12 protein-coding genes and 1 tRNA gene are annotated in these 21,393 nt (G+C 68.4%); 10 read left to right on the forward strand and 3 right to left on the reverse strand.

Annotated elements, in window-relative coordinates:
• Positions 1–95: 95 nt before the first annotated feature.
• Complete coding sequence (locus ACFXHA_RS17155; RefSeq protein WP_379357647.1) at positions 96–9,434, reverse strand: fatty acid synthase subunit beta domain-containing protein; 9,339 nt, start codon at positions 9,432–9,434, stop codon at positions 96–98.
• Between the two features lie 389 nt (positions 9,435–9,823).
• Here ACFXHA_RS17155 and ACFXHA_RS17160 point away from each other — a divergent pair.
• The 3 genes from ACFXHA_RS17160 (at position 9,824) to ACFXHA_RS17170 (ending at position 11,757) form a co-directional block, all read left to right on the forward strand.
• A tRNA-Leu gene (locus ACFXHA_RS17160) sits at positions 9,824–9,905 on the forward strand.
• A gap of 152 nt (positions 9,906–10,057) precedes the next feature.
• On the forward strand, positions 10,058–11,173 hold the full coding sequence (locus ACFXHA_RS17165; protein ID WP_379357649.1) for an agmatine/peptidylarginine deiminase: 1,116 nt from the start codon (positions 10,058–10,060) through the stop codon (positions 11,171–11,173).
• Between the two features lie 11 nt (positions 11,174–11,184).
• Entirely contained in the window at positions 11,185–11,757 is a 573-nt protein-coding gene (locus ACFXHA_RS17170) for a TetR/AcrR family transcriptional regulator (protein ID WP_379357651.1), read from the forward strand.
• An 18-nt stretch (positions 11,758–11,775) separates the two neighbouring features.
• Here ACFXHA_RS17170 and ACFXHA_RS17175 read toward each other — a convergent pair whose 3' ends face one another.
• Complete coding sequence (locus ACFXHA_RS17175) at positions 11,776–12,909, reverse strand: agmatine/peptidylarginine deiminase (RefSeq protein WP_379357653.1); 1,134 nt, start codon at positions 12,907–12,909, stop codon at positions 11,776–11,778.
• 349 nt (positions 12,910–13,258) lie between these two features.
• Between ACFXHA_RS17175 and ACFXHA_RS17180 the strand changes: the two genes are divergently transcribed.
• From ACFXHA_RS17180 to ACFXHA_RS17210, 7 genes are read left to right on the forward strand one after another with little or no spacing between them, the layout of a single operon-like run.
• Entirely contained in the window at positions 13,259–14,299 is a 1,041-nt protein-coding gene (locus tag ACFXHA_RS17180) for an agmatine/peptidylarginine deiminase (protein ID WP_379357655.1), read from the forward strand.
• Positions 14,296–15,264, forward strand: coding sequence for a nitrilase-related carbon-nitrogen hydrolase (locus ACFXHA_RS17185; protein WP_379357657.1), 969 nt, complete (start codon positions 14,296–14,298; stop codon positions 15,262–15,264). The genes ACFXHA_RS17180 and ACFXHA_RS17185 overlap by 4 nt, the downstream gene beginning before the upstream one ends.
• A 25-nt stretch (positions 15,265–15,289) precedes the next feature.
• The gene (locus ACFXHA_RS17190; RefSeq protein WP_379357659.1) at positions 15,290–16,930 is read left to right on the forward strand and encodes an ABC transporter substrate-binding protein; all 1,641 of its coding nucleotides are present in this window, start codon (positions 15,290–15,292) and stop codon (positions 16,928–16,930) included.
• Position 16,931: 1 nt separating this feature from the next.
• On the forward strand, positions 16,932–17,879 hold the full coding sequence (locus ACFXHA_RS17195; RefSeq protein ID WP_379357661.1) for an ABC transporter permease: 948 nt from the start codon (positions 16,932–16,934) through the stop codon (positions 17,877–17,879).
• Entirely contained in the window at positions 17,876–18,763 is an 888-nt protein-coding gene (locus ACFXHA_RS17200; RefSeq protein WP_379357663.1) for an ABC transporter permease, read from the forward strand. The genes ACFXHA_RS17195 and ACFXHA_RS17200 overlap by 4 nt, the downstream gene beginning before the upstream one ends.
• Positions 18,760–19,809, forward strand: a complete 1,050-nt coding sequence (locus ACFXHA_RS17205; protein WP_379357665.1) for an ABC transporter ATP-binding protein — start codon at positions 18,760–18,762, stop codon at positions 19,807–19,809. Before ACFXHA_RS17200 ends, ACFXHA_RS17205 begins: the two co-directional genes overlap by 4 nt.
• Positions 19,806–20,612 carry an ABC transporter ATP-binding protein gene (locus ACFXHA_RS17210; protein WP_379357667.1) on the forward strand — a complete coding sequence of 269 codons (807 nt, stop codon included), beginning with the start codon at positions 19,806–19,808 and terminating at the stop codon, positions 20,610–20,612. The genes ACFXHA_RS17205 and ACFXHA_RS17210 overlap by 4 nt, the downstream gene beginning before the upstream one ends.
• 57 nt (positions 20,613–20,669) lie before the next feature.
• Here the strand turns inward: ACFXHA_RS17210 and ACFXHA_RS17215 are convergent, their stop codons facing one another.
• Entirely contained in the window at positions 20,670–21,389 is a 720-nt protein-coding gene (locus ACFXHA_RS17215; RefSeq protein ID WP_379357669.1) for a MerR family transcriptional regulator, read from the reverse strand.
• Between the last annotated feature and the right edge of the window lie 4 nt (positions 21,390–21,393).

A 21,393-nucleotide genomic window follows, 5' to 3' on the forward strand; every position in this document is an offset into this window, starting at 1 on the left:
GGCGGGCTCACGCCCGCGCCCGGTGAGGAGCGCGGGACGCGAGCCCGCCGTGTCTGACCTGCCGGGGAGCTACTCGTTACCGGCAGGCCCGTTCTCTACTGGCAGGCCGGGCCTTTCGGCACGGCGACGTACACCGCGTCCGCGCCCAGGCGTGCCTGCTGCGAGAGCAGCATGTCGGCCTCGAGCTGACGCGACTTCTTGGCCGGGGTGCCGTCCCCGCCGAGGCGGCGGTCGGCGGGCCGCTCGTACAGCGGGGCCCCGCCGCACATGGCCTCGGCGAAGCGCTGACGGCCGGCGAGCTGACGCTCCTGCGCCTTGCGCTGGTAGGACTCCCGCTTGTCGGCGTCGGCGATGGCCTCGACGAACGCCTGCGGGTGCACGATGGCGACCAGACCGGACACGTGGCCGAAGCCGAGCGAGGTGACCAGACCGGCCTTGAGCGGGAAGCGATCTCCCACGGTCAGCGCCTCGCGCAGCCACACCAGGTGCGGGTACGCCTGCATCTTCTCGTCCACGCAGTCGAGGCTGCGGTTGGGCGGGATGACGCCGGACTCGAGCACCTGGCACAGGCCGATCATCTGGAAGGCCGCCGCGCCGCCCTTCGCGTGACCGGTGAGGGTCTTCTGCGAAACGACGAACAGCGGGGCGCCCGCCGAGCGGCCGATCGAGTCGGCCAGGCGTTCGTGCAGCTCGGACTCATTGGGATCGTTTGCGGCGGTGGAGGTGTCGTGCTTGGACACCACCGCGATCTCGTCCGGGCTGACGCCGAGCTTGGCGAGTTCCTTGGCCAGCTTGGACTCCGGGCCACCGCGACCGGCACCCAGCGCACCCAGGCCGGGGGCCGGGATGGAGGTGTGCACGCCGTCGGCGAAGGACTGTGCGAAGGCGACGACGCCCAGCACCGGCAGACCCATTTCCAGGGCGACCGAGCCGCGGGCCAGCAATACCGTTCCGCCACCCATGGATTCGACGAACCCGCCGCGGCGGCGATCGTTGGCCCGGGAGAAGTAGCGGTCGCTGATGCCCTTGGCAGACATGGCCGCCGAGTCGGCGGTGGCGGACATGTCGCCGAAGCCGACGATGCCTTCGATACCGAGATCGTCGTAACCACCGGCCACGACCAGATCGGCCTTGCCCAGCTTGATCTTGTCCACGCCCTCTTCGACGGAGACCGCCGCGGTCGCGCAGGCGGCGACCGGGTGGATCATGCCGCCGTAGGAGCCGACGTAGCTCTGAACCACGTGCGCCAGAGCGACGTTGGGCAGCGCCTCCTGCAGGATGTCGTTGGCGTGCGGCTCACCGAGCAGGTTGTCGATGTAGAGCGAGCGCATGGACGACATGCCGCCCATGCCGGTGCCCTGCGTGTTGGCGACCATGGCCGGGTGCACCCAGCTCATGAGTTCGGCCGGGCTGAAGCCGGAGCTCAGGAACGCGTCCACGGTGCAGACGATGTTCCACAGCGCCACCCGGTCGATGGAGCTCGCCATATCGGCGGAGATGCCCCAGCGGGTGGGATCCCAGCCGGTGGGGATCTGGCCGCCGACGGTGCGCGAGAGCTTGGCCTTGCGCGGCACCCGAATCTCGGTGCCCGCCTTACGGGTCACCTCCCAGTCGCTGGTACCCGCGACCGGGGTGACGACCGTCTGCTCCGGGTTGGCGGAGAAGAACGAGCGCGCCTCGGCCTCGCTGTTGACCACGAAGCTGAGGTCCTTGTCCAGGAACACCGAGGTCAAAAGCGGTGCGGCATTGTCGATCATGGCACCGTCGTCGCCGTAGCGGCGCACACCGCAACGCTCCACCACGGTGTCGTGGTAGCGGTCGGCGACCTCGGATTCGTCGACGTACTCACCGGATTCGGTGTCGTACCAGCCCGGCTTGGGGTCGTTCTCCCAGGTCACCAGGCCGGTGGTCCAGGCCAGCTCCAAAACGCCTGCGGCGGAGAGCTGATCGGAGACCTCGATCTCGAAGCGGGTACGCGCCGAACCGTAAGGGCCGAGCTCGCCCGCGCCGACGATGACGACCATGTCGTCGAGATCGGCGGTGACACTGCCCCATTCGGGGGTGGGCAGCTTGGAGGACAGGGTCGGCGGGGCGGGCAGAGCCGAAATGGTGACGCCGTCAACGTCTTCGACGTCCGCCTCGGCCTCGGCCTGCTCCCGCGCCTGACGCGCGAGTTCCGGCAGATCCAGCTTGGCACCGGCGAGACCGCCGGTCAGGTCGATCTGCTGCGGTCCGGCCGCGGTCACGATGCGGGCCCGCGAGGTGCACCACTTGAGCAGTTCGTCGGCCATCTGCAGCGTGGACCAGGTGTGCACGCCGGCCTTCTCGACGGCCACGACCAGCGGGTCGTTACCGCCCATGAGGCCGGTGCCGCGCACCCAGCCGATCAGCGCGTGCACCAGGGTGACCCGCTCCGACCAGGACTTCTCCGCACGCCACTTGGCGACGATGGCATCCAGCGCGGCCTTGGACTCGCCGTACGCGCCGTCACCGCCGAACATGCCGCGGTTGGGCGAACCCGGCAGCACCACATGCAGTTTCGCGTCCACGTCGTGGTCGACGCCGATCTTGGACAGACCGCCGATGAGGCGCTCCACCGACCACAGCAGGACCCGCATCTCCATTTCGGCGCGGGCGCCGGCGTCGGCCAGGTCACCGGCCACGCGGGGCGCGGCGAAGGGCAGCAGCAGCGTGGGGGTCATCGCCTCCTTGACGAGAACCTTTGCGCCACCGGCATTGTCGACCTGCTCGTTGCCGACCCACTCGATGAGCGCGTCGATATCGGTGTAGGACGCCATGTTCGCCGGGACCACCCAGAGGGCGGCGCCGTGGCGGGCGTTGTCGCGGTAGAGCTGCTTGTAGAAGCCCACGCGGTCGTCGTCCAGCTTGGAGGTGGTGACCACCACGGTGGCACCGCCCGCGAGCAGTCGGCCGGTGGCCGCCGCCGCGATGGAACCCTTGCTGGCACCGGTGATCACGGCGATGTCGGAGGACCAGACGCCGACGTCTTCGGTCGACAGGGCAGCCTCGGCGATCGCGCCGTAGACCCCGGCCAGCACCGAGCGGGCTTCCTTCATGGCCCGGTTGCGCCACCAGTCGGCCTGCGCGGCAACGGCTGCACCGGCACCCCGGAAGCCGTCCACCTCGGGCTCGACCGGCAGCGAGCCGTCGTTGCCGAACCACAGGCGGGCGAGATCCTCACGGGCGCTGGCCCAGCGGTCGTCGATGAGCAGGGCCTTGCGGGCGTCGAAGGCGGGCGCGACGAGTCGCGGCCAGTCCGAACCCAATTCGGCCGAGACCAGGTCCACCAGGGTGTCGGTGGTGGTCTCCGGCGCGGACACCTGCTCGGCGTGGCCCAGGGATTCCAGGATCACCCGGGCGGCCTGCGCCAGCACGCCGTCGCGGCCGGTGATCGCCTCGGTGAACTCGCCGAGGGCGGCCGCGTCGACGGTCGCACCACCGGCACCGCCGCCGGCGGACGGCATGGAGACCGCGACTCCGCGGCGCGCGGCCACGGACTGCACGGCGGCGTCGATGGCGGCATCCACGGACGCGGCGTCCGAAAGCCCGCCGGAGACAAGGCCACCCAGGTCGCCACCGCGGACGGAAGCGCCTTCACGGGTGCCGAGGGAAACCTCGGCGGTGACATGGCTGGCCCAGCCGTCGCCCAGACCCCAGACCTTCTTGACGCGCTCGCCGATGGCGGCGGGACGCTTGCCCGAGGGGCCGAAGACCTTGCGCAGGTGATCGCCGATCGAGTCCGACAGCACCGAACCGAACGGCTTGTAGGTGCGGGCCAGACGCTCGACCGTGCCGGACAGCGCGCCCATGTCGGCGTCCGCGGCACCGTCGATGGCACCGAGCGAGAGCTCCGCGCCGAGGTCGACGAGCAGCTGGTTGCGGCGCGAGGAGACGCCGTCGCACAGGCCTTCGATGGTGTCGACCGGGCCGATCTGGTCCATGCGCAGCTTGGTCCACAGCGCGATGAGCACGCGGGTGGCGTCGGCGGCGGAGAACGCGATGTCGTCGGCGATCGGGCCGCCGGTCGGCACGGCCACGGGGGCCGGGGCGGCAGCGGCTGCGGGAGCCGCTGCGGCGCTTGCGGTCTCGGCCGGGGTCTCCTCCGGCTCTTCGACCGGAGCGGGATCGGTGTCGGTCGAGTAGACGACGCCGCGCTCACGCTCGATGTTGACGACCTCGACCACCGCGTTGCCGAACTGCGGCAGCTTCAGCGTGTTGGACGCCAGGTTGGCGACGGTCGGCGTTGCGGCCAAACCGATTTCGACGAACCGCTCGACACCGAGGCCACCGTGCTCGACATCGGTGAACAGCAGATCCTGGGTCTCGATCCAGCGCACCGGGCTGGCGAACTGCCAGGCCAGCAGCTCGACCAGGACCACGCGGCACAGCTCGACCTGCTTGGCGGTCCACTCGTCCCAGTTCGCGAGCACCTCCGCGAGGGGCTCGGACGGCACCAGATCCGCGATCTCCTGGATGTAGTCGCGTTCCAGGTTGAACAGGCGCGGCACCAGGTTCGGGATGTAGCGGCCGATGAGCAGGCTCGGGTCCAGGTCCTGCGGCAGCAGGTCGAGGAGCTTGCCACGGAACTCCGGCACACCGGCCCGCAGCACGGTGGAGTGGAACGGCACGTCGATGCCCGGGATGAGCACGAACGCGCGCTTGCCGCCGGTCTCGGCGCGCAGGCGCTCGATCTCGTCCTCGAGCGCGACCATGCCCTTCACGGTGCCCGCGATGGCGTACTGCGCGCCACGCAGGTTCAGGTTCACGACCTCGAGGAACTCCCCGGCCGCATCGCCCACGCCCTTGACCCAGTCGATGACCTGGTCGTCGGCGATGCCGATCTGCGAGGGACGGATGGCGGCCATGCGGTAGTCGCTGCGGCCCTGGGCATCCCGGGGCACCAGCTCGTGCATGGCCGAGCCGCGCTGGAAGACGACCTCCAGCACCGCGTTCAGCGGCAGCACGCCCGCTGCGGCCGACAGCGCGTTGTACTCACCGACCGAGTGGCCCGCGAGCATCGCGCCCTCGATGAAGGCACCGGCCTCACGCAGCTCCGCGACCTGGGCGACACCGAGGGTGGCCATGGCGACCTGGGTGAACTGGGTCAGGTGCAGCACGCCCTGCGGGTGGCGGTATTCGACGCCGCGCGCCTTGAGGTAGGTCGGGTTGTCGCGCACCACGGCGAGAATCGAGAAGCCCAGGGCCTCCCGGGTGTGCTTGTCGGCGCGGTCCCAGATGTCCTTGGCGGCCTTGGAGCGGGTACGCGCCTCCAGGCCCATCCCCTTGGCCTGAATGCCCTGACCCGGGAAGGCGTAGACCGTCTTCGGCGGCGCGATGCGGCCGGTGGCGGTCATCACCAGGTTGCCCTCGATGCGGCAGGAGACCTCGACGATCTCCGAACCGTGGTCCACCGCAACGCGTTCCACGCGCACGTCGACCGGCGAGCCCAGCCGGACCATGCCCAGGAAGCGGGTGGTCCAGGCGGTGATGGTGCGCGGCGCGACCTTGTCGTTGAGGTCGATCGCCGAGACCGCGTGCTGCGCGGCGGCCGAGAGCCACATGCCGTGCACGATCGGGTTGCCCAGACCGGCCAGCTTGGCGGCGTTCTCGGAGGTGTGGATCGGGTTGAAGTCACCCGAGACCTGGGCGAAGGCGCCCATGGCGCGCGGGGCGACCAGGGCCACGTCGCGGCGGCGGCGACGCGGGGTGTCGGTGGCCTCGTCGGAGAGCGAACCGGCGGCGCGCGGCGGGTCGACCAGCTCACCGGCACCGGTGCGGCCACGGATGGCGAAGCGCTCGGTGAGGGTGGCGACGGTCGGCATGGACATGCCGGTCTCCAGCCGATCGAGCATGCCCGCCACCCGCACGCGGACCTCGACCACGCGACCCAGATCGGTGTCGAGGGTCTCGACCGATTCGGCGCGGACCGCGAGCACGCTTGCGGCGGAAGGCAGTTCGCCGTTCAGTTCGATCTGGTGATCGAGGTGAACCAGATCCAGCATGCCCTCGATGACGGACTGGCCCTCGGCGGTGCGGGTCGCGCCCAGCACCGCGAATACGGCGGGCCAGCAGGCGCCGACCAGCACGTCGGGGACGGTGCGGCCGATGGTGGAGAGGGTGTCCGGCAGTCCGGCGCCGGTGACGCCGGCGTGGTCGGCGACCAGATCCGGGTTCCAGGCCACATTGAAGTGTGCGACCTTCGCCCCGTCGACGGTCTTGACCTCGGGCAGCGACTGCCCGGCGGCGACGGCCAGCAGCGCGCTCATGGCGGCCTCGGCGTCGTCCTCGGTAATGACCGGCGCGCCACCGTTGTACACGGAGACCGGGACGGTCAGGCGGATCTTGACGGCGTCCTTGCCCAGCAGCGGGACGGCCAATTCCACGTAGGCGGAATCGGATTCGGGGCCCTCGGTGGCCGAGAGGGTGGCGCCGGTGCGCGGGTGCTTGGCGCCCTTGCCGTTCATCTCCCACTCGTCCAGGTTGCCCAGGCGGTGGATCGGGTTGACGGTGGTGCGGCCGGCCCAGTTCACATCCGGTGCGGCGAGCACGATGTCGAGCAGGCCGTTGGCGACCTCGGCGCGGCGGCGGCCGTCCACGGCGGCCGGGACGATACCGTCCCGCACCAGGGCGAAGGCGGTGTTCTGCTCGAAGCGGTCCAGCAGTTCACCGACCGGCTCGTCCACGCGGGTGATGCCCGCGACGGCGACGGTGCCCGGGATGATGCAGACCTGGTCGGCGCTGTAGCGTGGATCATGGGCCTGCCACAGGGAATCCGAACGCCACCAGCGGCGCACGTCCTGGTCCACGACCGGGACGAAGTTGACCGGCTTGCCGGGGGTCTTGCACAGGCTCACGAAGAACGGGACGTCGGCCGGGTGCAGGACGGCCTCGGCGACGGCCGGGTACTGCTCCTTCAGGGTGCAGATGGCCTGCACCGGAGCCTCGAACGCGGCGTCGTCGGCGAACAGTGTGGCGATCTCGCCGCGGTCGGCCGGGTTGAGGCGGGATTCGGTGCGGCGCAGCATCTCCGCGAACCGGTCACGCCAGGTGATGTCCAGCCATACCGAGCGGGTGGCGTCGGCGATGGCGTCGGCGAAGTCGCCGCCGCAGTCGAAGTCCTTGCGACGGTCGAGGCCGATGGCCAGCTCGACGTAGCGCTCCAGCCACTCCAGGTAGGTCATGGTGGCGACGTCGCCGAAGTACGGCTTGGCGGTGCCGTCGAGGGCCGCGATGATCTCGGCGCGACGGTCGGCCACGGCCTCGGCGTCACCGGCGACCTCGTCGAGCAGGCGGCCGGTGCGCGAGGCGGCATTGTCGATCTCGTGGATGTCCGCGCCCAACTGCGAACGGCCGGAAGCCATTCCGCCGTTGGCGGTGCCCGCGCCGACCCAGTCGGGGGTGCCGGGGGTGTCGACCAGCAGCTGCTTGACCTCGGGGGCCGTGGTGGCCTCCAGGGTCGCCATGGCGGCGGTGCCGACCAGGACGCCGTCCAGCGGCATGACCGGGTAGCCGTGCTGGGTGGACCATTCGCCGGTCAGGTATTCGGTGGCGCGCTCGGGGGTGCCGATGCCGCCGCCGACGCAGACGATCACATTGTCGCGGCCGCGCAGCTCGGCGTAGGTCTCGAGCAGCAGATCGTCGAGGTCTTCCCAGGAGTGGTGGCCACCGGCCTTACCGCCCTCGATGTGCATGATGACCGGGTAGCCGGGGACCGCGTCGGCGATGCGCAGCACCGAGCGGATCTGCGCGACGGTGCCGGGCTTGAAGGCCACGTGGGTGATGCCGACCTCGGCGAGTTCCTCGATGAGGGCAACGGCCTCTTCGAGTTCCGGGATGCCGGCGGTGACGATGACGCCGTCCAGCGGGGCGCCGGCGCTGCGGGCCTTCTGCACCAGGCGCTTGCCGCCCAGCTGCAGCTTCCACAGGTACGGGTCCAGGAACAGCGAGTTGAACTGCACCGCGCGACCGGGCTGCAGCAGGCTCTTCAGTTCCTCGACGCGGTCGGCGAAGATCTGCTCGGTGACCTGGCCGCCACCGGCCAGCTCGGCCCAGTGGCCCGCATTGGCCGCCGCGGCAACGATTTTCGCGTCGACCGTGGTGGGGGTCATGCCCGCCAGCAGGATCGGGGACCGGCCGGTCAGCTTGGTGAAGGCGGTCTCGACCACGATGCGGCCGTTGGGCAGGCGAATCGGCTTGGGCGCGAACTCACTCCACGCCGGGGCGACCTCGGGGGCCGCGCCGGGGGTGAACAGGCTGCGCTGGCCCGGGCGGGTGGAGGCGGCGAGCACGCCGACGCCGGTGCCCTTGAGCGAGCCGGAGGTGAGGCGGGACAACAGGTCACCGGGACCGAGGTCCAGGATCCACTGCGCGCCCGCGGTGACGGTGTCGTCGACGATGGAGACCCAGTCGATCGGGTCGACGAGTACTTCCTGGGTGAGAGCGGCGGCCAGTTCGGCGTCCACGCCGCACTGCTGGGCCCAGCCCTTGACCAGCTCGACGGTCTCGGACAGTGCCGGGTGGTGGAAGGCCACCTCGACCGGGATGTCCTCGAAGACCGGAGCGAAGACGGAACCGCCGCGCTTCTTGGCGTCGCGTTCCTTGGCCTGCTCGGCATTGATCTCGGCGGCGCGCTGGCGCACCCGGTCGAGCTGGGCGACCGGGCCGCTCAGCACGGCGCGGCGGCGGCCGTTGCGAATGGAGAGGACGGCGGCCTTCTCCGGGGCGACGCCGTTCATGACCTCGGCGACAACGGCTTCCAGCGCCTCGGGATCGACATTGGAGACAGCGACCATGGGCGACTTCTCACCGACCGGCAAAAGGCCGCGGCGACGCGCGACCAGACCGGCTGCGGCGCCGATCAACTGGGCGATGGCGAGCAGTTCGGCATCGCGACGGCCGTGCGCCTCGGCGGCGGTGGCGGCGATGCGGCCCTGCGAGTGGCCGATGACTGCGGTGGGGGCGTGCGCGACGATGTCGAGGCCCTGCAGGCGCAGCGCACGCAGCGCGGCGACCTGGGTCAGGAACACACCGGGCATGGAGACGGCGGCGGAGCGCAACACCTGCGCTGACGGCGCTCCCGACACCTCCCCCTGGTCCGGGTCGGCGATCTCTTCTTCCAGCATCCAGGCGATCGGGTCGAAACCGACCGGCCGGACCACGAGCAGCTGGGACGCAACGGGTTCCAGCGTCTTCGCAGCCTCGTTGACCAGTGCGGTCAGCTCGGGCTCGAGAGCGGAATCGCGCCCGATCTCCTCGAGCTCACGCAGCCACTGCGCGCCCTGTCCACCGAAGGCGAGGGCGTACGGCGCGCCACCCAGCAACCGGTCCAACAGCGAAGACCTGACCCCGTTCTCCCGTGACTTCCCCGCCGCCCTGGCCTTAGATCCGGTCCCGGTGCTCTCGTTGATCGTCAAGACGTTCGACTTCCTTCTCCTGGCGGCCCGCCCCCACAGGACTGGGCCGCGCTCACGGTGCGCAGGTATCCCCTCGGCCCGCAGGCCCTGGTAGACGCCGAGGATTCCACAAAATCATGAGGATCTCCTCATGTTTGGTTACCGCCGGACTACCTACTCGAAGGTATTTCCGTACGCCCGTACCAGAATGCCCCGAAACATGACCCTCCCTCATGTTTGAACCCCCTGGTGAGCCGAGTTACACCCGTGAAGGAAATGTGAGGCCCCCTCACATTGCCGTTTATCAAATCGTTATAATCCCAGCTAGGGTTACCGACCAGTACGCCACACCCCCCGGGTGCTTCGCGTTACCGGTTAGACCCGGTAAAGTTTGGACGGTCGTACCGTTAGCGCGAGTGGCGAAATTGGCATACGCGCCAGATTTAGGTTCTGGTGTCCTAGGACGTGCGGGTTCAAGTCCCGCCTCGCGCACACATCCCCCCGCGGGCCGCAGGCCCGTACCGCGGGCTCCCCGCATCTCCGCCCACAGCAACCCGTTCCACGCCCCGGCAACCTGTTGGCGATCTAGCTCCTTGACTGAATTTTCAGTCAGCACTACCGTTGCATCAGGAGAAGGGAGCGGTATGGGCATCGGCCGATTCGGGCGGATAGGCGACGCGCTCAGCGGGCTGCTGGGAGATTCCGGCGACTTCGAGGATGACGGGCGGCGGTGGGCCATGCCCGACGAGGGGGATCCGCATCGGCGGACCTGGATGGCGTTCGGCGCGAGCGACGCGGTGTGGGGCAGGCGGCTGCTGCCGCAGGTGCAGCATGATCTGGCGCGGATCGCGCAGACCATCGCGGGGTTCGAGCCCGTGTCGGTGGTGGTGCGCCCGGACGATATGGGTCTGGCTCGCCGACTCATCACCCACCCCAACGTCCAACTGATCGCCGCGCCGCTCGACGACATCTGGATGCGCGACATCGGGCCGGTATTCGTGCACGGCGACAAGAATCGGGCGGCGGTCGACTTCAATTTCAACGGGTGGGGCGGGAAGCAGAAGGCCCGTCAGGATCGCAAGGTGGCCGACTTCGTCACCCGTGCGGCGGCGGTGGAGTCGCTACCGGCCGAATTGGTGCTCGAGGGCGGCGCGCTCGAGGTCGACGGTCAGGGCACCGCCATCATCACCGAAAGCTGTGTGCTCAACAACAATCGGAACCCGGGCTGGAAGAAGAAGGACGTCGAGGACGAGCTGCGCTATCTGCTCGGGCTCGAGAAGATCATCTGGCTGCCGGGCATCAAGGGTATGGATATCACCGACGGTCACACCGACTTCTACGCCCGCTTCGCGCGGCCCGGTGTCGTGGTCGCGGGACTGGACACCGATCCCAACTCCTTCGACTACGAGGTCACCCACACGCATCTCGACATCCTGCGTTCGGCCACCGACGCGAGGGGCCGCCCCTTGCAGGTCGAGGTGATCGAGGGACCGGCACAGGTCCGCCCGCAGTACGACTGTGATGATTTCGCGGCAGGCTACATCAACTTCTACGTCTGCAACGGCGCGGTCATCGCCCCCGAATTCGGTGATCCCCGAGCGGATTCCGCGGCACACGCGACATTGCAACGCCTGTTTCCCGACCGCTTCATCGCCCAGATCGGCATCGACGGGATCGCCGCCGGCGGTGGTGGCATCCACTGCACCACCCAGCAAGAGCCCGCGGACCCGTACCCGTCAGATCATTCGGTATATCCGTAAAGTGAGGTTCCGTGTCCGACCGTCAGACTCAGATCCTGGAAGCAGCCATTCGCGTCATCGCCCAGGACGGGGTACGCGGGCTGCGGATCGAGAAGCTCGCCGCCGAAGCCGGGGTGTCCACGGCGCTGATCTACTACCACTTCAAGGATCGGGCGGGTGTGCTGCACAGCGCACTCGGGTTCATCAACAGCCAGGCGCAGGTCTACACCGACGACGCGTTCGCGCACACGAATCCGCGTGCGGCACTCGAACAAATGCTGCTGCTGGAACTGCAGGACGCCCCCGATGTGCGCAACAACAGCATCGCCTGGGGAGAACTGCGGGCCAGCGCCGTCTTCTCCGAGGACCTGCGCGAACAGCTGAAGGCCACGACCGAACTGTGGGTCGAGGAAGCGGCGACCCTCATCGACCGTGCCCGCGAGGCCGGGCTCGCGATCCGCGACGTCAACCCGACCGCGGCCGCCGAGCGCCTGACCGCCCTCGTCGAGGGCTTGAGTGAGCGCTGGCTCAGCGGGTCCCTGACCCTGGAACGCGCCCGCGAATTGCTGTCCGGCGCGGTCGTCGCCGAACTCGGCCGGGGCTGAGCGCCCCCCGTACGGACGTCAGGCCACCGGTTGCTGTTGCGTGGCGCAGTGGATCCCACCACCGCCCGCGGCAATACCGTCGATGTCGATCTGCACGACCTCACGGCCGGGGAACAATCGCTCCAGGGTGTCCTTGGCGGCCGAATCACCGTCCGGGTCACCGAATTGCGGGGCGATGACAGCACCGTTGCACACGTAGAAGTTGATGTAGCCTGCCGCGAAATCCTTCTGGTTCTTGTACTGCGGGCGCACCTGCGTCGGGCCTTCGATCACCTCGACCTGCAGGGTGTTGCCATGCACATCCGTTGCGCCCCGGAGGATTTCGAGATGACGCTGGGTGACGTCGTGGTCGTAGGAATCCGGGTCGGTGTCCAGGCCCGCCACGACGACACCCGCGCGGGCGAAGCGGGCGTAGAAGTCGGTGTGACCGTCGGTGATGTCCTTGCCCTTGATGCCGGGCAGCCAGATGATCTTCTCCAGGCCGAGCAGGTACTTCAGCTCGGCCTCGACCTCGACCTTGCTCCAGCCCGGATTCCGATTGTCGTTGAGCACACAGCTTTCGGTGATGAGACCGGTGCCCTGACCGTCGACCTCGATGCCGCCGCCCTCGAGCACCAGGCCGGTGCGCAGCGTTTCGACGCCGGCCCGGCCGGTGACGATTTCGGCGACCTTCGCATCCTGGCTGTGCTGCTGTTTGCCGCCCCAGCCGTTGAAGTTGAAGTCGACCCCGGCGATCACCCCGTTGCCCTTGACGAACACCGGCCCGGTATCGCGCATCCACAGGTCGTCGAGCGCGGCGGGCACCAACTCGACCTTCGAGTCACCCAAAAGCCCATGGGCCAAGTCCATTTCGTCCGGGCGCACCAGCATGGACACGGGCTCGAAGCGCGCGATCGTCTGCGCGATGGCCGCCAGGTTGCCGCGGACCACCGGGAGCAGCTCCGCACCCCACACGTGTTCGCCGGGGCCGAAGGCCATCCAGGTCCGCACGTGCGGGTCGCCCTCTTCGGGCATCAGCCAGGTTCGATTGTCGTGCGGAACCCGACTGGGCTGCGTGCCGATGGTGTCCGGTGAACCCGAGTCGTCGCACGCCGCCAGCAGTAGACCACCCGCGACCGCCATGCCCGCTCGAATGAATCCCCGCCGACGCATCGCATCACTCCTCGTCTTCGTCCGCTGATGGGTCCGGTCGCACGGCTAACAGGATCGTAACGCTGACTAAATAGTCAATCAACACTGCCGCCAGATGATCGTGTCGACTCACCGGCCCGGCCGGACCCGCCCACCCGCCACTGGACGATCCGGCGAATACCGACGGACTATTTGGCCATTTCGGCTAGGTGATCCAGGACACGATCCGTTCACACTGTTCGATACATCCCACTGTGCTCCCGCCTTCTCCGGCGTGATGACAGGGGGACCGCTTACCCACCAACCTTGACTAAATTTTTAGTCAAGGTGACGATGCTCATACGATTTCGACGACCGATCGGAAGAACCAATGGACTCCAAGACAACGACGACCTGGCGCATGCCGGCCGAGTGGGCACCCCACGAGCGATGCCTGATGGCGTGGCCCACCCGGGAAAGCCTGTGGGGCCCTTACTTCGCCGAAGCGAAGGCGGAGTACGCCGCGACCGCGAACGCCATCGGTGAGTTCGAGCCGGTCCTCATGATCGCCAACCCCGGTCAGGCCGATGAGGTGCGCAAGGCGTGCGGCACCGCGGTGGACGTGATCGAGATGCCCATCGACGACTCCTGGATCCGGGATTCCGGACCGGTGATCGTGCACGATCGGCACGGCCGGCGCGCGGGCGTCGACTTCCGCTTCAACTCGTGGGGCGAGCGGTTCCTGCCCTATGACCAGGACGCCGCGATTGCCGGTCGGGTGCTGCGTGAACTCGGCTTCGACCGCCGTGCCTCGGACATGGTGCTCGAAGGCGGCTCGATCACCGTCGACGGCGAGGGCACGCTCATCACCACCGAGCAGTGCCTGCTCAATCCGAACCGCAACCCGTCGATGTCGAAGGCGGAGATCGAGGAGGAGTTGCGGCGGCGGCTCGGTGTCACCACCGTGATCTGGCTGCCCTACGGCCATTTCGACGACAGTCACACCGACGGCCACGTCGACGGTGTCTGCACGTTCGTGCGGCCGGGTGCGGTGGTCGCCCAGACCTGCACGGATCCGGCCCTGCCCGATTACGAGCGGATGGCGGCGAACCTCGAGGTGCTGCGGTCCTCGACGGACGCCGCGGGTCGTCCCTTCGACATCTTCGAGTTGCCCGAGTTCCCGGTCACGACCCTCCCCGACGGCACGGAGACCATGGTCGCCTATGCCAACTTCTATGTCGCCAACGGCGCGGTGATCACCCCGACCGCCGGGCACGAGCTCGACGAATCGGCCCTGGCGACGCTGCGAAAAGCCTTCCCCGACCGCGAAGTCGTCGGCGTCCCGGGCAATATCGTCGCCTACGGCGGTGGCGGCGTCCATTGCATCACCCAGCAGATCCCCGCCGAGATCACCGCGGCGGTGAACCTATGAGCGACTTCGATATTCGCGGGCAGGACGTCAGCGATGACGGGACTTTCGTGACCGTTACGGCGGTCGGCAAACCCTTGCCCTCCCCGGCGCGCACGAATCCGCCGACGCGGACACCGATCCGGGTCGGCGCGGTGCAGACGAGCTGGCATCCCGATCCGCGGGAACACCGCGCCGTCCTGGCCGCGGGCGTCGCCCGCGCGGCCTCGCTGGGCGCGCAGATCGTGTGCCTGCAAGAACTCACGTTGAGCCCGTACTTCGCGACCGTGCCGGACAGCCCGGATGCGGCGGCGTATCGGGAGACCATCCCCGACGGACCGACCACCGCGTTCGCGCGCGAACTCGCGGCCCGCCACGACATCCTGGTGCACGCCTCGCTCTACGAGCACAGTGACACCGGGCGCGGGTACAACACCGCGATCCTCGTCTCCCCGACCGGCGAGGTCCTCGCCCGCACCCGCAAGCTGCACATTCCCCAATTCCCCGGCTATCACGAGGATCGCTACTTCGACTCCGGCGACAGCGGATTCCCGGTGATCGAGGCGGCGGGCAGCCGATTCGGCTTCCCCACCTGCTGGGATCAGTGGTTTCCCGAACTGGCCCGGGTGTATTCGCTGCGCGGCGCGGAAATCCTGGTCTATCCGACCGCGATCGGCAGCGATCCGGAGCTGACGGAGTTCGACACGCTGCCGATGTGGCACCAGATGATCGCCGCCAACGGTCTCGCCAATGCCACCTTCATGGTCGCGGTCAATCGGACCGGGCACGAGGACGGCATCACCTTCTACGGATCCTCGTTCATCTCGGACCCCTACGGGCGCACGCTCGTGCGGGCTCCACGGGATCGGGACAGCGTCCTGGTCGCGGACCTGGACCTGGACCAGCGCCGCGACTGGCTGACCTTCGGCATGTTCGACACCCGCCGCCCCGCCAGCTATGGCGATCTCACCGCCGAAACAACCAGCTAGGCCCACTATCTCCCGAGGGATCGAAATGCGTATCACCACAATGAAACTGGTGGCTCTGGCCACCTGTACGACGGCCCTGCTGGCCGGCTGCGGCGGCCGGTCGGAGTCCCCCGCCACCGCCATCCCGAACTCGAAATTCCTTGCCCTGCCCTCGATGACGACCGCGGCGGCCGGGCCCGCGGACAGCGCTACCTGGGCGTTGTACCGCGATCCCACGACCCTCGATCCGGCCCTGGCGTTCGACTACCCGGAGAACACCGTCGTCTCGACGCTGTGCGAATCACTGCTGCGGCAGCAGCCCGATGGTTCCCTGGCCCCCGGGTTGGCGAGCGAATACCACTTCGCCACCCCGACCTCGCTGGTCATGAAATTGCGTGCGGGCGTTCGTTTCTGGGATGGGCAGGCGGTCACTCCGGCCGATGTGGTGTTCAGCCTGCAGCGCAATATGGATACGCAGACCGGCGGTTTCTACAGCACAGTGCTCAACCGCATCTCCGCGGTCACCGTCGATGGTCCGGACACCGTCAGGCTCACCCTGAACAGCCCGGATTATTGGCTGCCCGGCGAACTCTCGTCGATGGCCGGGGTGGTCATCGAGGCGAAGTTCGCGCAGGACCAAGGACAGCGCTACGGCACCCCGGAGGGCGGTGCGATGTGCACCGGTCCGTACAAGCTGGCGGAGTGGACGGCCGGGAAATCACTCAAAGTGGCAGTGAATCCGGACTATTGGGATCCGACGCTGAGACCGTTGACCCGCCAGATCGACTTCCGCGGGGTCTCCAATGCGGCCACGCTGACCACCGGTCTGTCGACCGGCGAGATCAGCGGGACGTATCTGACCGACACCTCGACATTCCGTGAGCTACAGCAGATCAAGAATGTCGACATCCATATGGGGACTTCCGGCGAGACGGAGTTCCTGATTCCCGCCAATCTCACCGGCGTGCTCGGTGATGTGCGGGTCCGGCAGGCGTTGTCGCTGGCCTTCGACCGCACCAGTTTCAGCAACGCCGTGTACGGCGGCAACGCGGTCGGGCCACGGATGTCGACCAATCCGGGCACCTGGGGTTACGCGAAGGACGCCTTCACCGCGGCCTGGAACGCGGCGGCGGATCCCGCCCCCGATCTCGAGAAGGCGAAGCAACTCATCCGGGACGCCGGTGCGACCGGAAAGACCATGGTCATTGGTACGTCCACCGGGCTGGCCTCGGTCAATACGGTCGCCAATGCCTGGCTCGAGGCGGCAAACTCGATCGGCTTGAAGGCCAGTCTGTCCAACGTCTCTCCGCAGAACTACATCAACTTCTTCACCGATCCCAAGGCCCGCGAGGGCGTCGACGCGTTCAGCACCACCACCTACGGTGACTACGCCGATCCCGCGGCCCTCATCGCCAGCTACACCGAACCCAAGGGCGCGCAGAACTATTCGGGATACGACAATCCGCAACTGCATGCCGCGCTCGAACGCGCTCGCACGCAGGCGGATCCGGATCAGCGGGCCGCGGCGACGATCGACGCCGATCGGATTGTCATGTCCGATCTGCCGTGGATCCCGATCGTCCATCCCCCGCTGTTCCTGATCCTGGACAAGAAGCTCACCGGCGCCCCGTCGTCGTTCGCCTATATGCAGGCGCCGTGGCTGGCCAAGCTCGGACGGGGACAATGACATGCGCCGCTTCCTCTTACGACGCGGCGCCCTGCTGCTCGCCACGCTGTTCATCGCGAGTGTCGCGATCTACGCCGCGATGTATCTGGCACCGGGCGATCCCATCGCGGTGCTGACGGGCGGCCGGCAGATCACTCCCGAGGCGCGCGCGGTGCTGACCGAGCGGTATCACCTCAATGACCCACTGCCGGTGCGGTATTGGTACTGGCTCACCTCGGCATTGCACGGCGATCTCGGCTACTCGATCGGCACCAGGGAGGATGTGTCGACGCTGATCGCGCAACGGGCACCGACCACGCTGCTGCTGGTGGTCTACACCTCATTGATCATCGTGGTGGCGGGCATCGGCATCGGCATCGTCAGTGCGCTCAAACCCGGCCTGTTCGATACCGTGGCCCTACTGACCACAACCGTTCTCGCCGCGCTCCCCTCGTTCGTCGCGGCGCTGGCGCTGATCAGTGTTTTCGCCGTCAAGCTGCACTGGTTCCCAGCCATGGGCGACGGGGTCGGCTTCGCCGACCGAATAGTGCATCTCACGCTGCCCGCCATCGCGCTGGCCTGCTCGTCGCTGGCTCTCGTCGCCCGCATCACCCGGGCTTCGGTGCGCACCGAATCCAAGCGTGAGCATGTCCAGACCGCTATCAGCCGCGGATTGCCCGCGCGGCAGATTCTGCGCAGGCACATTCTGCGCAATGCGGCCATCCCCATCACCACGGTCACCGGGCTGGCCATCGCGTCGCTGATCGTGCTGGTGTCCATCGTGGAGCAGGCGTTCAATCTCAACGGGCTCGGATCGAGCCTGGTCACGGCCGCGCAGAACAAGGATTTCGCAGTGGTGCAAGCCATTTCGCTGCTCATGGTGGTGGCGTTCGTGATCGTCAACAGTGCCGTCGACTTCCTCTACGCACTGCTCGACCCACGCGTCAGTCTCGGAACGGCGGCGGTATGACCCTCACCTCCGGGCACCTGCCCGCCACGGGCACCATCACCACGCCGGGGCGCAGCCTGCCGCTGCGGCGGCTGCGCGGGGTCGGCTGGATCGGGTACGCGAGCGCGGCCATCATCCTGGCGGCGGTCATCGTTGCCGTGTTCGGTCCGCTACTGGCGCCGTTCCCGCCCAACCAGAGCGACCTCTCCCACGCGTTCGTCGGCGGGACCGCCTCGCACCCACTGGGATTCGACTCCCAGGGCCGGGATCTGCTGTCCCGGCTGCTCGTCGGTGCACGGTCCTCGATGCTCGGCGCGTTCATCGTGGTCGCCGTCTCCATCACGGCGGGCACCGCGCTCGCGGTGATCGCGGCGTGGCGGCGCGGCTGGACCGACAGCGTCATCTCGTCGGGCTCGGATCTCGTGTTCGCCTTCCCGGGACTGCTGCTCGCGGTGCTCGGGGCCGCGGTCTTCGGTCCCAGCCAGTGGTCGGCCGCGCTCGCGCTGGCCGTCGCCTACACCCCGTATGTGGCCAGGATCGTGCGCGGTGCGGCATTGCGCGAACGATCGCTGCCCTATATCGAGGCGCTGGAGGTGCAGGGCAGTAGTGCGTGGTCCATCGGGGTCCGTCATCTCATCCCGAATATCGCACCGCTGCTTGTCGCCCAGGCCACCATCCTCTTCGGCTGGGCCGCACTCGATCTCGCGGCGGTCTCCTTCCTCGGGCTGGGTGTCCAACCGCCGCAGGCGGATTGGGGCGTGATGGTGTCGGAGGGGGAAACCGGTGTGCTGCAAGGGTTCCCCGCCGAATCCTTGATCGCCGGCACCGCACTCGTACTCGTCATCGTCTCGTTCAACATCCTCGGTGAACGCCTCAACGACAAGCAGAGCAAGGACCACTCATGACCGCCGCCATCCCCCAGACCGTATCCGGGGCGCGCAGCCCCGGGTCCGCACGCTCCGAGGAGCCGCTGGTCGCGATCGAAGGATTGAATCTGACGCTGGAGGTCGGCGGCGAGAAACGTCAAGTCCTGCGCGATGTCTCATTGACCATCGGGCGCGGCGAAGCGCTCGGGCTCGTCGGCGAATCCGGTGCCGGGAAGTCCATGACCCTGCGGACGCTGGCTCGGCTGCTGCCGGAGCGCGCTCAGACGACCGGGAGCATCCGATTCGACGGACAGGACCTGCTGAGCCTGCGCGGCGACGCGCTGCGCCGCAAGCGCGGTGACCTGGCGGTCATCTTCCAGGACCCCCGCGCGTACATCAATCCGGTCCGGCGCATCGGTGATTTCCTCACCGAACAACTGCGCACCCTGGGCCGCACCGACCGGCACGAGGCGACCCGCCGCGCGCAGCAGATGCTCTCGGAGGTCGGCATCACCGACACCGCTCGCAGAATGCGGCAGTACCCGGGTGACCTCTCCGGCGGCATGCTGCAACGCGTCATGATCGCCGCCGCGCTGCTGGGTGAACCGAAACTGATCCTCGCCGACGAACCCACCACCGCGCTCGACGTGACCACCCAGTCGGAGGTGATGGCCATCCTGGACGAACTGCGCTACAACGCCGGTGTCTCGCTGCTGTTCATCACCCACGACCTGGATCTCGCGGCCGCCGTCTGCGACCGGACCGCCGTCATGTACGCAGGCCAGATCGTCGAGTCACGTGAATCCGAAGCACTGCACCACAATCCGCGTCACCCCTACACCGCGGCACTGGCGGGCGCGCGGCCGGATCTCGAGCGACCCCGTACCCGCCTCGCCGCGATTCCCGGTCGGCCGATCGGGGCCTGGGAGGCGGAAGCGACCTGCGCGTTCGCCGTGCGCTGCCCGCACCGGCTGCCCAGTTGCACCGAATCCGGGCCGGTGCCATTGACTTACGAATCCGGCGACGCCGTTCGGTGCCTGCGCGCGGCCGACCTGGAAGCACAGCTGCGAGGAGATACCGAATGACGGACACAGCACTGCGAGTCTCGGGGCTGGGCAAGAACTTCGGGACCTTCGCCGCGGTCTCCGACGTCTCCTTCGAGCTGGCGACCGGCTCCTCGATCGGCATCGTCGGCGAATCGGGCTCGGGCAAGACGACCGTCGCCCGCATGATCATCGGTCTGGAGCAACCCAGCACGGGCAGCATCACCTGCTGCGGCCGAGACCGCTCCCGTCCTTCCCGCTCCACCCGCGCCCGGCGCGAACGAGCACGCGAGGCGCAGATCGTGTTCCAGGACCCGTACACGAGTCTCGACCCGCAACGCACGGTCCAGCAGACCCTCACCGAAGCCGTTCGCCTGCACCACCATCGGTCCGACCCCACCGCCGAGCGGGTCCAGGAACTCGCGGATATGGTCGCCCTCGACGCCCGCCTGCTCGCCTCGCTGCCCGCGCACCTGTCGGGCGGCCAGCGCCAGCGGGTCGCCATCGCCCGCGCGCTCGCGGCCGATCCGAGAGTGCTAGTCCTCGACGAAGCCGTTGCCGCCCTGGATGTTTCCATCCAGGCGCAAATCCTCAACCTGCTCGACGACATCCGCGCGTCGACCGGAATCTCCTACGTCTTCATCACCCACGACCTGGCGGTAGTCCGCCAGGTCACCGAACACAGCATCGTCATGCAGGCAGGCCGCATCATCGAATCCGGCCCCACCGACGACCTCCTCCGCCACCCCCAACACCCCTACACCCGCGCCCTACTCGACAGCGTCCCCCGCCCCGGCTGGCGCCCCCGCCGCCGACCCGACACCGGCGACCCCGGCGTTCATTAATCAGTTCCGAGAGGTGTACCGGCCGATCCCCATTCGCGATCCCAGCAGGCAGCGTGGTCAGGCGGTGCGACGGCGTTCGGCTCGGTGGGCGAGTGCCTCGACTACGCGTTGCCAGGCCGGTGCGGCCTCGGCGATTCGGGAGCTGATCAGCGGGGTGCTGGGCTCGCCGGTGCGTTCGTTGGCGATCTCGACGGCGTCCAGGTCGTCGATGAGCCGGTCGAGTCTCGGGTCGTGGGGGTCCCAGTCGAAGGATTCGTCGCAGGCCAGGTACAGGCGCACGGTCTCGGGGTCGTCCAGGCTCGCGGTCTTCTCCTCGATTCGCCGCGGCACCGCCCGGGGGTCCGTGGCCTGCAAGAGGATCCAGGCGTCCCGTTCGAGCAGCACTCGCTGTTCGCTGACCCCGAGGCCGCGCATGCGGTCCAGGATCGCGGTGATCTCGGCGGGTAGGAGCAGTCGTTCGCCGCTTGCCAATTCGGCTATGCGGCGGCGGTATTCGGTGAGCTGGTCGATCTTGTGCTGCAGGTCCCGGTCGATATCGGCGATGGCAGCGCCGAATTCGGCCGGTTGGGCGTGCAGGAGGGCGTCGACGCGGGCCAACGGCACCCCGGCGTCGGCGAGGGTGCGGATTCGAATGAGGTCCACCGCCGCCTGTGCGCTGTAGCGACGGTAGCCGGAGGCGTCGCGCTCGGGTTCGGGCAGCAGGCCGACGTGGTGGTAGTGGCGGACGGCGCGCACGGTCACGCCGGCGGCCGCGGCGAGCTGGCTGATCGTGAGCACCGGT

Source organism: Nocardia sp. NPDC059240 (genome assembly GCF_042753865.1).
GTDB lineage: Bacteria > Actinomycetota > Actinomycetes > Mycobacteriales > Mycobacteriaceae > Nocardia.

What these genes read in the sequence shown, in the direction of transcription:
- ACFXHA_RS17165 (WP_379357649.1), top strand. Translation starts at nt 10,058, where the DNA reads ATGGGCATCGGCCGATTCGGGCGGATAGGCGACGCGCTCAGCGGGCTG.
- ACFXHA_RS17175 (WP_379357653.1), bottom strand. Translation starts at nt 12,909, where the DNA reads ATGCGTCGGCGGGGATTCATTCGAGCGGGCATGGCGGTCGCGGGTGGT.
- ACFXHA_RS17180 (WP_379357655.1), top strand. Translation starts at nt 13,259, where the DNA reads ATGGACTCCAAGACAACGACGACCTGGCGCATGCCGGCCGAGTGGGCA.
- ACFXHA_RS17185 (WP_379357657.1), top strand. Translation starts at nt 14,296, where the DNA reads ATGAGCGACTTCGATATTCGCGGGCAGGACGTCAGCGATGACGGGACT.
- ACFXHA_RS17190 (WP_379357659.1), top strand. Translation starts at nt 15,290, where the DNA reads ATGCGTATCACCACAATGAAACTGGTGGCTCTGGCCACCTGTACGACG.
- ACFXHA_RS17195 (WP_379357661.1), top strand. Translation starts at nt 16,932, where the DNA reads ATGCGCCGCTTCCTCTTACGACGCGGCGCCCTGCTGCTCGCCACGCTG.
- ACFXHA_RS17200 (WP_379357663.1), top strand. Translation starts at nt 17,876, where the DNA reads ATGACCCTCACCTCCGGGCACCTGCCCGCCACGGGCACCATCACCACG.
- ACFXHA_RS17205 (WP_379357665.1), top strand. Translation starts at nt 18,760, where the DNA reads ATGACCGCCGCCATCCCCCAGACCGTATCCGGGGCGCGCAGCCCCGGG.
- ACFXHA_RS17210 (WP_379357667.1), top strand. Translation starts at nt 19,806, where the DNA reads ATGACGGACACAGCACTGCGAGTCTCGGGGCTGGGCAAGAACTTCGGG.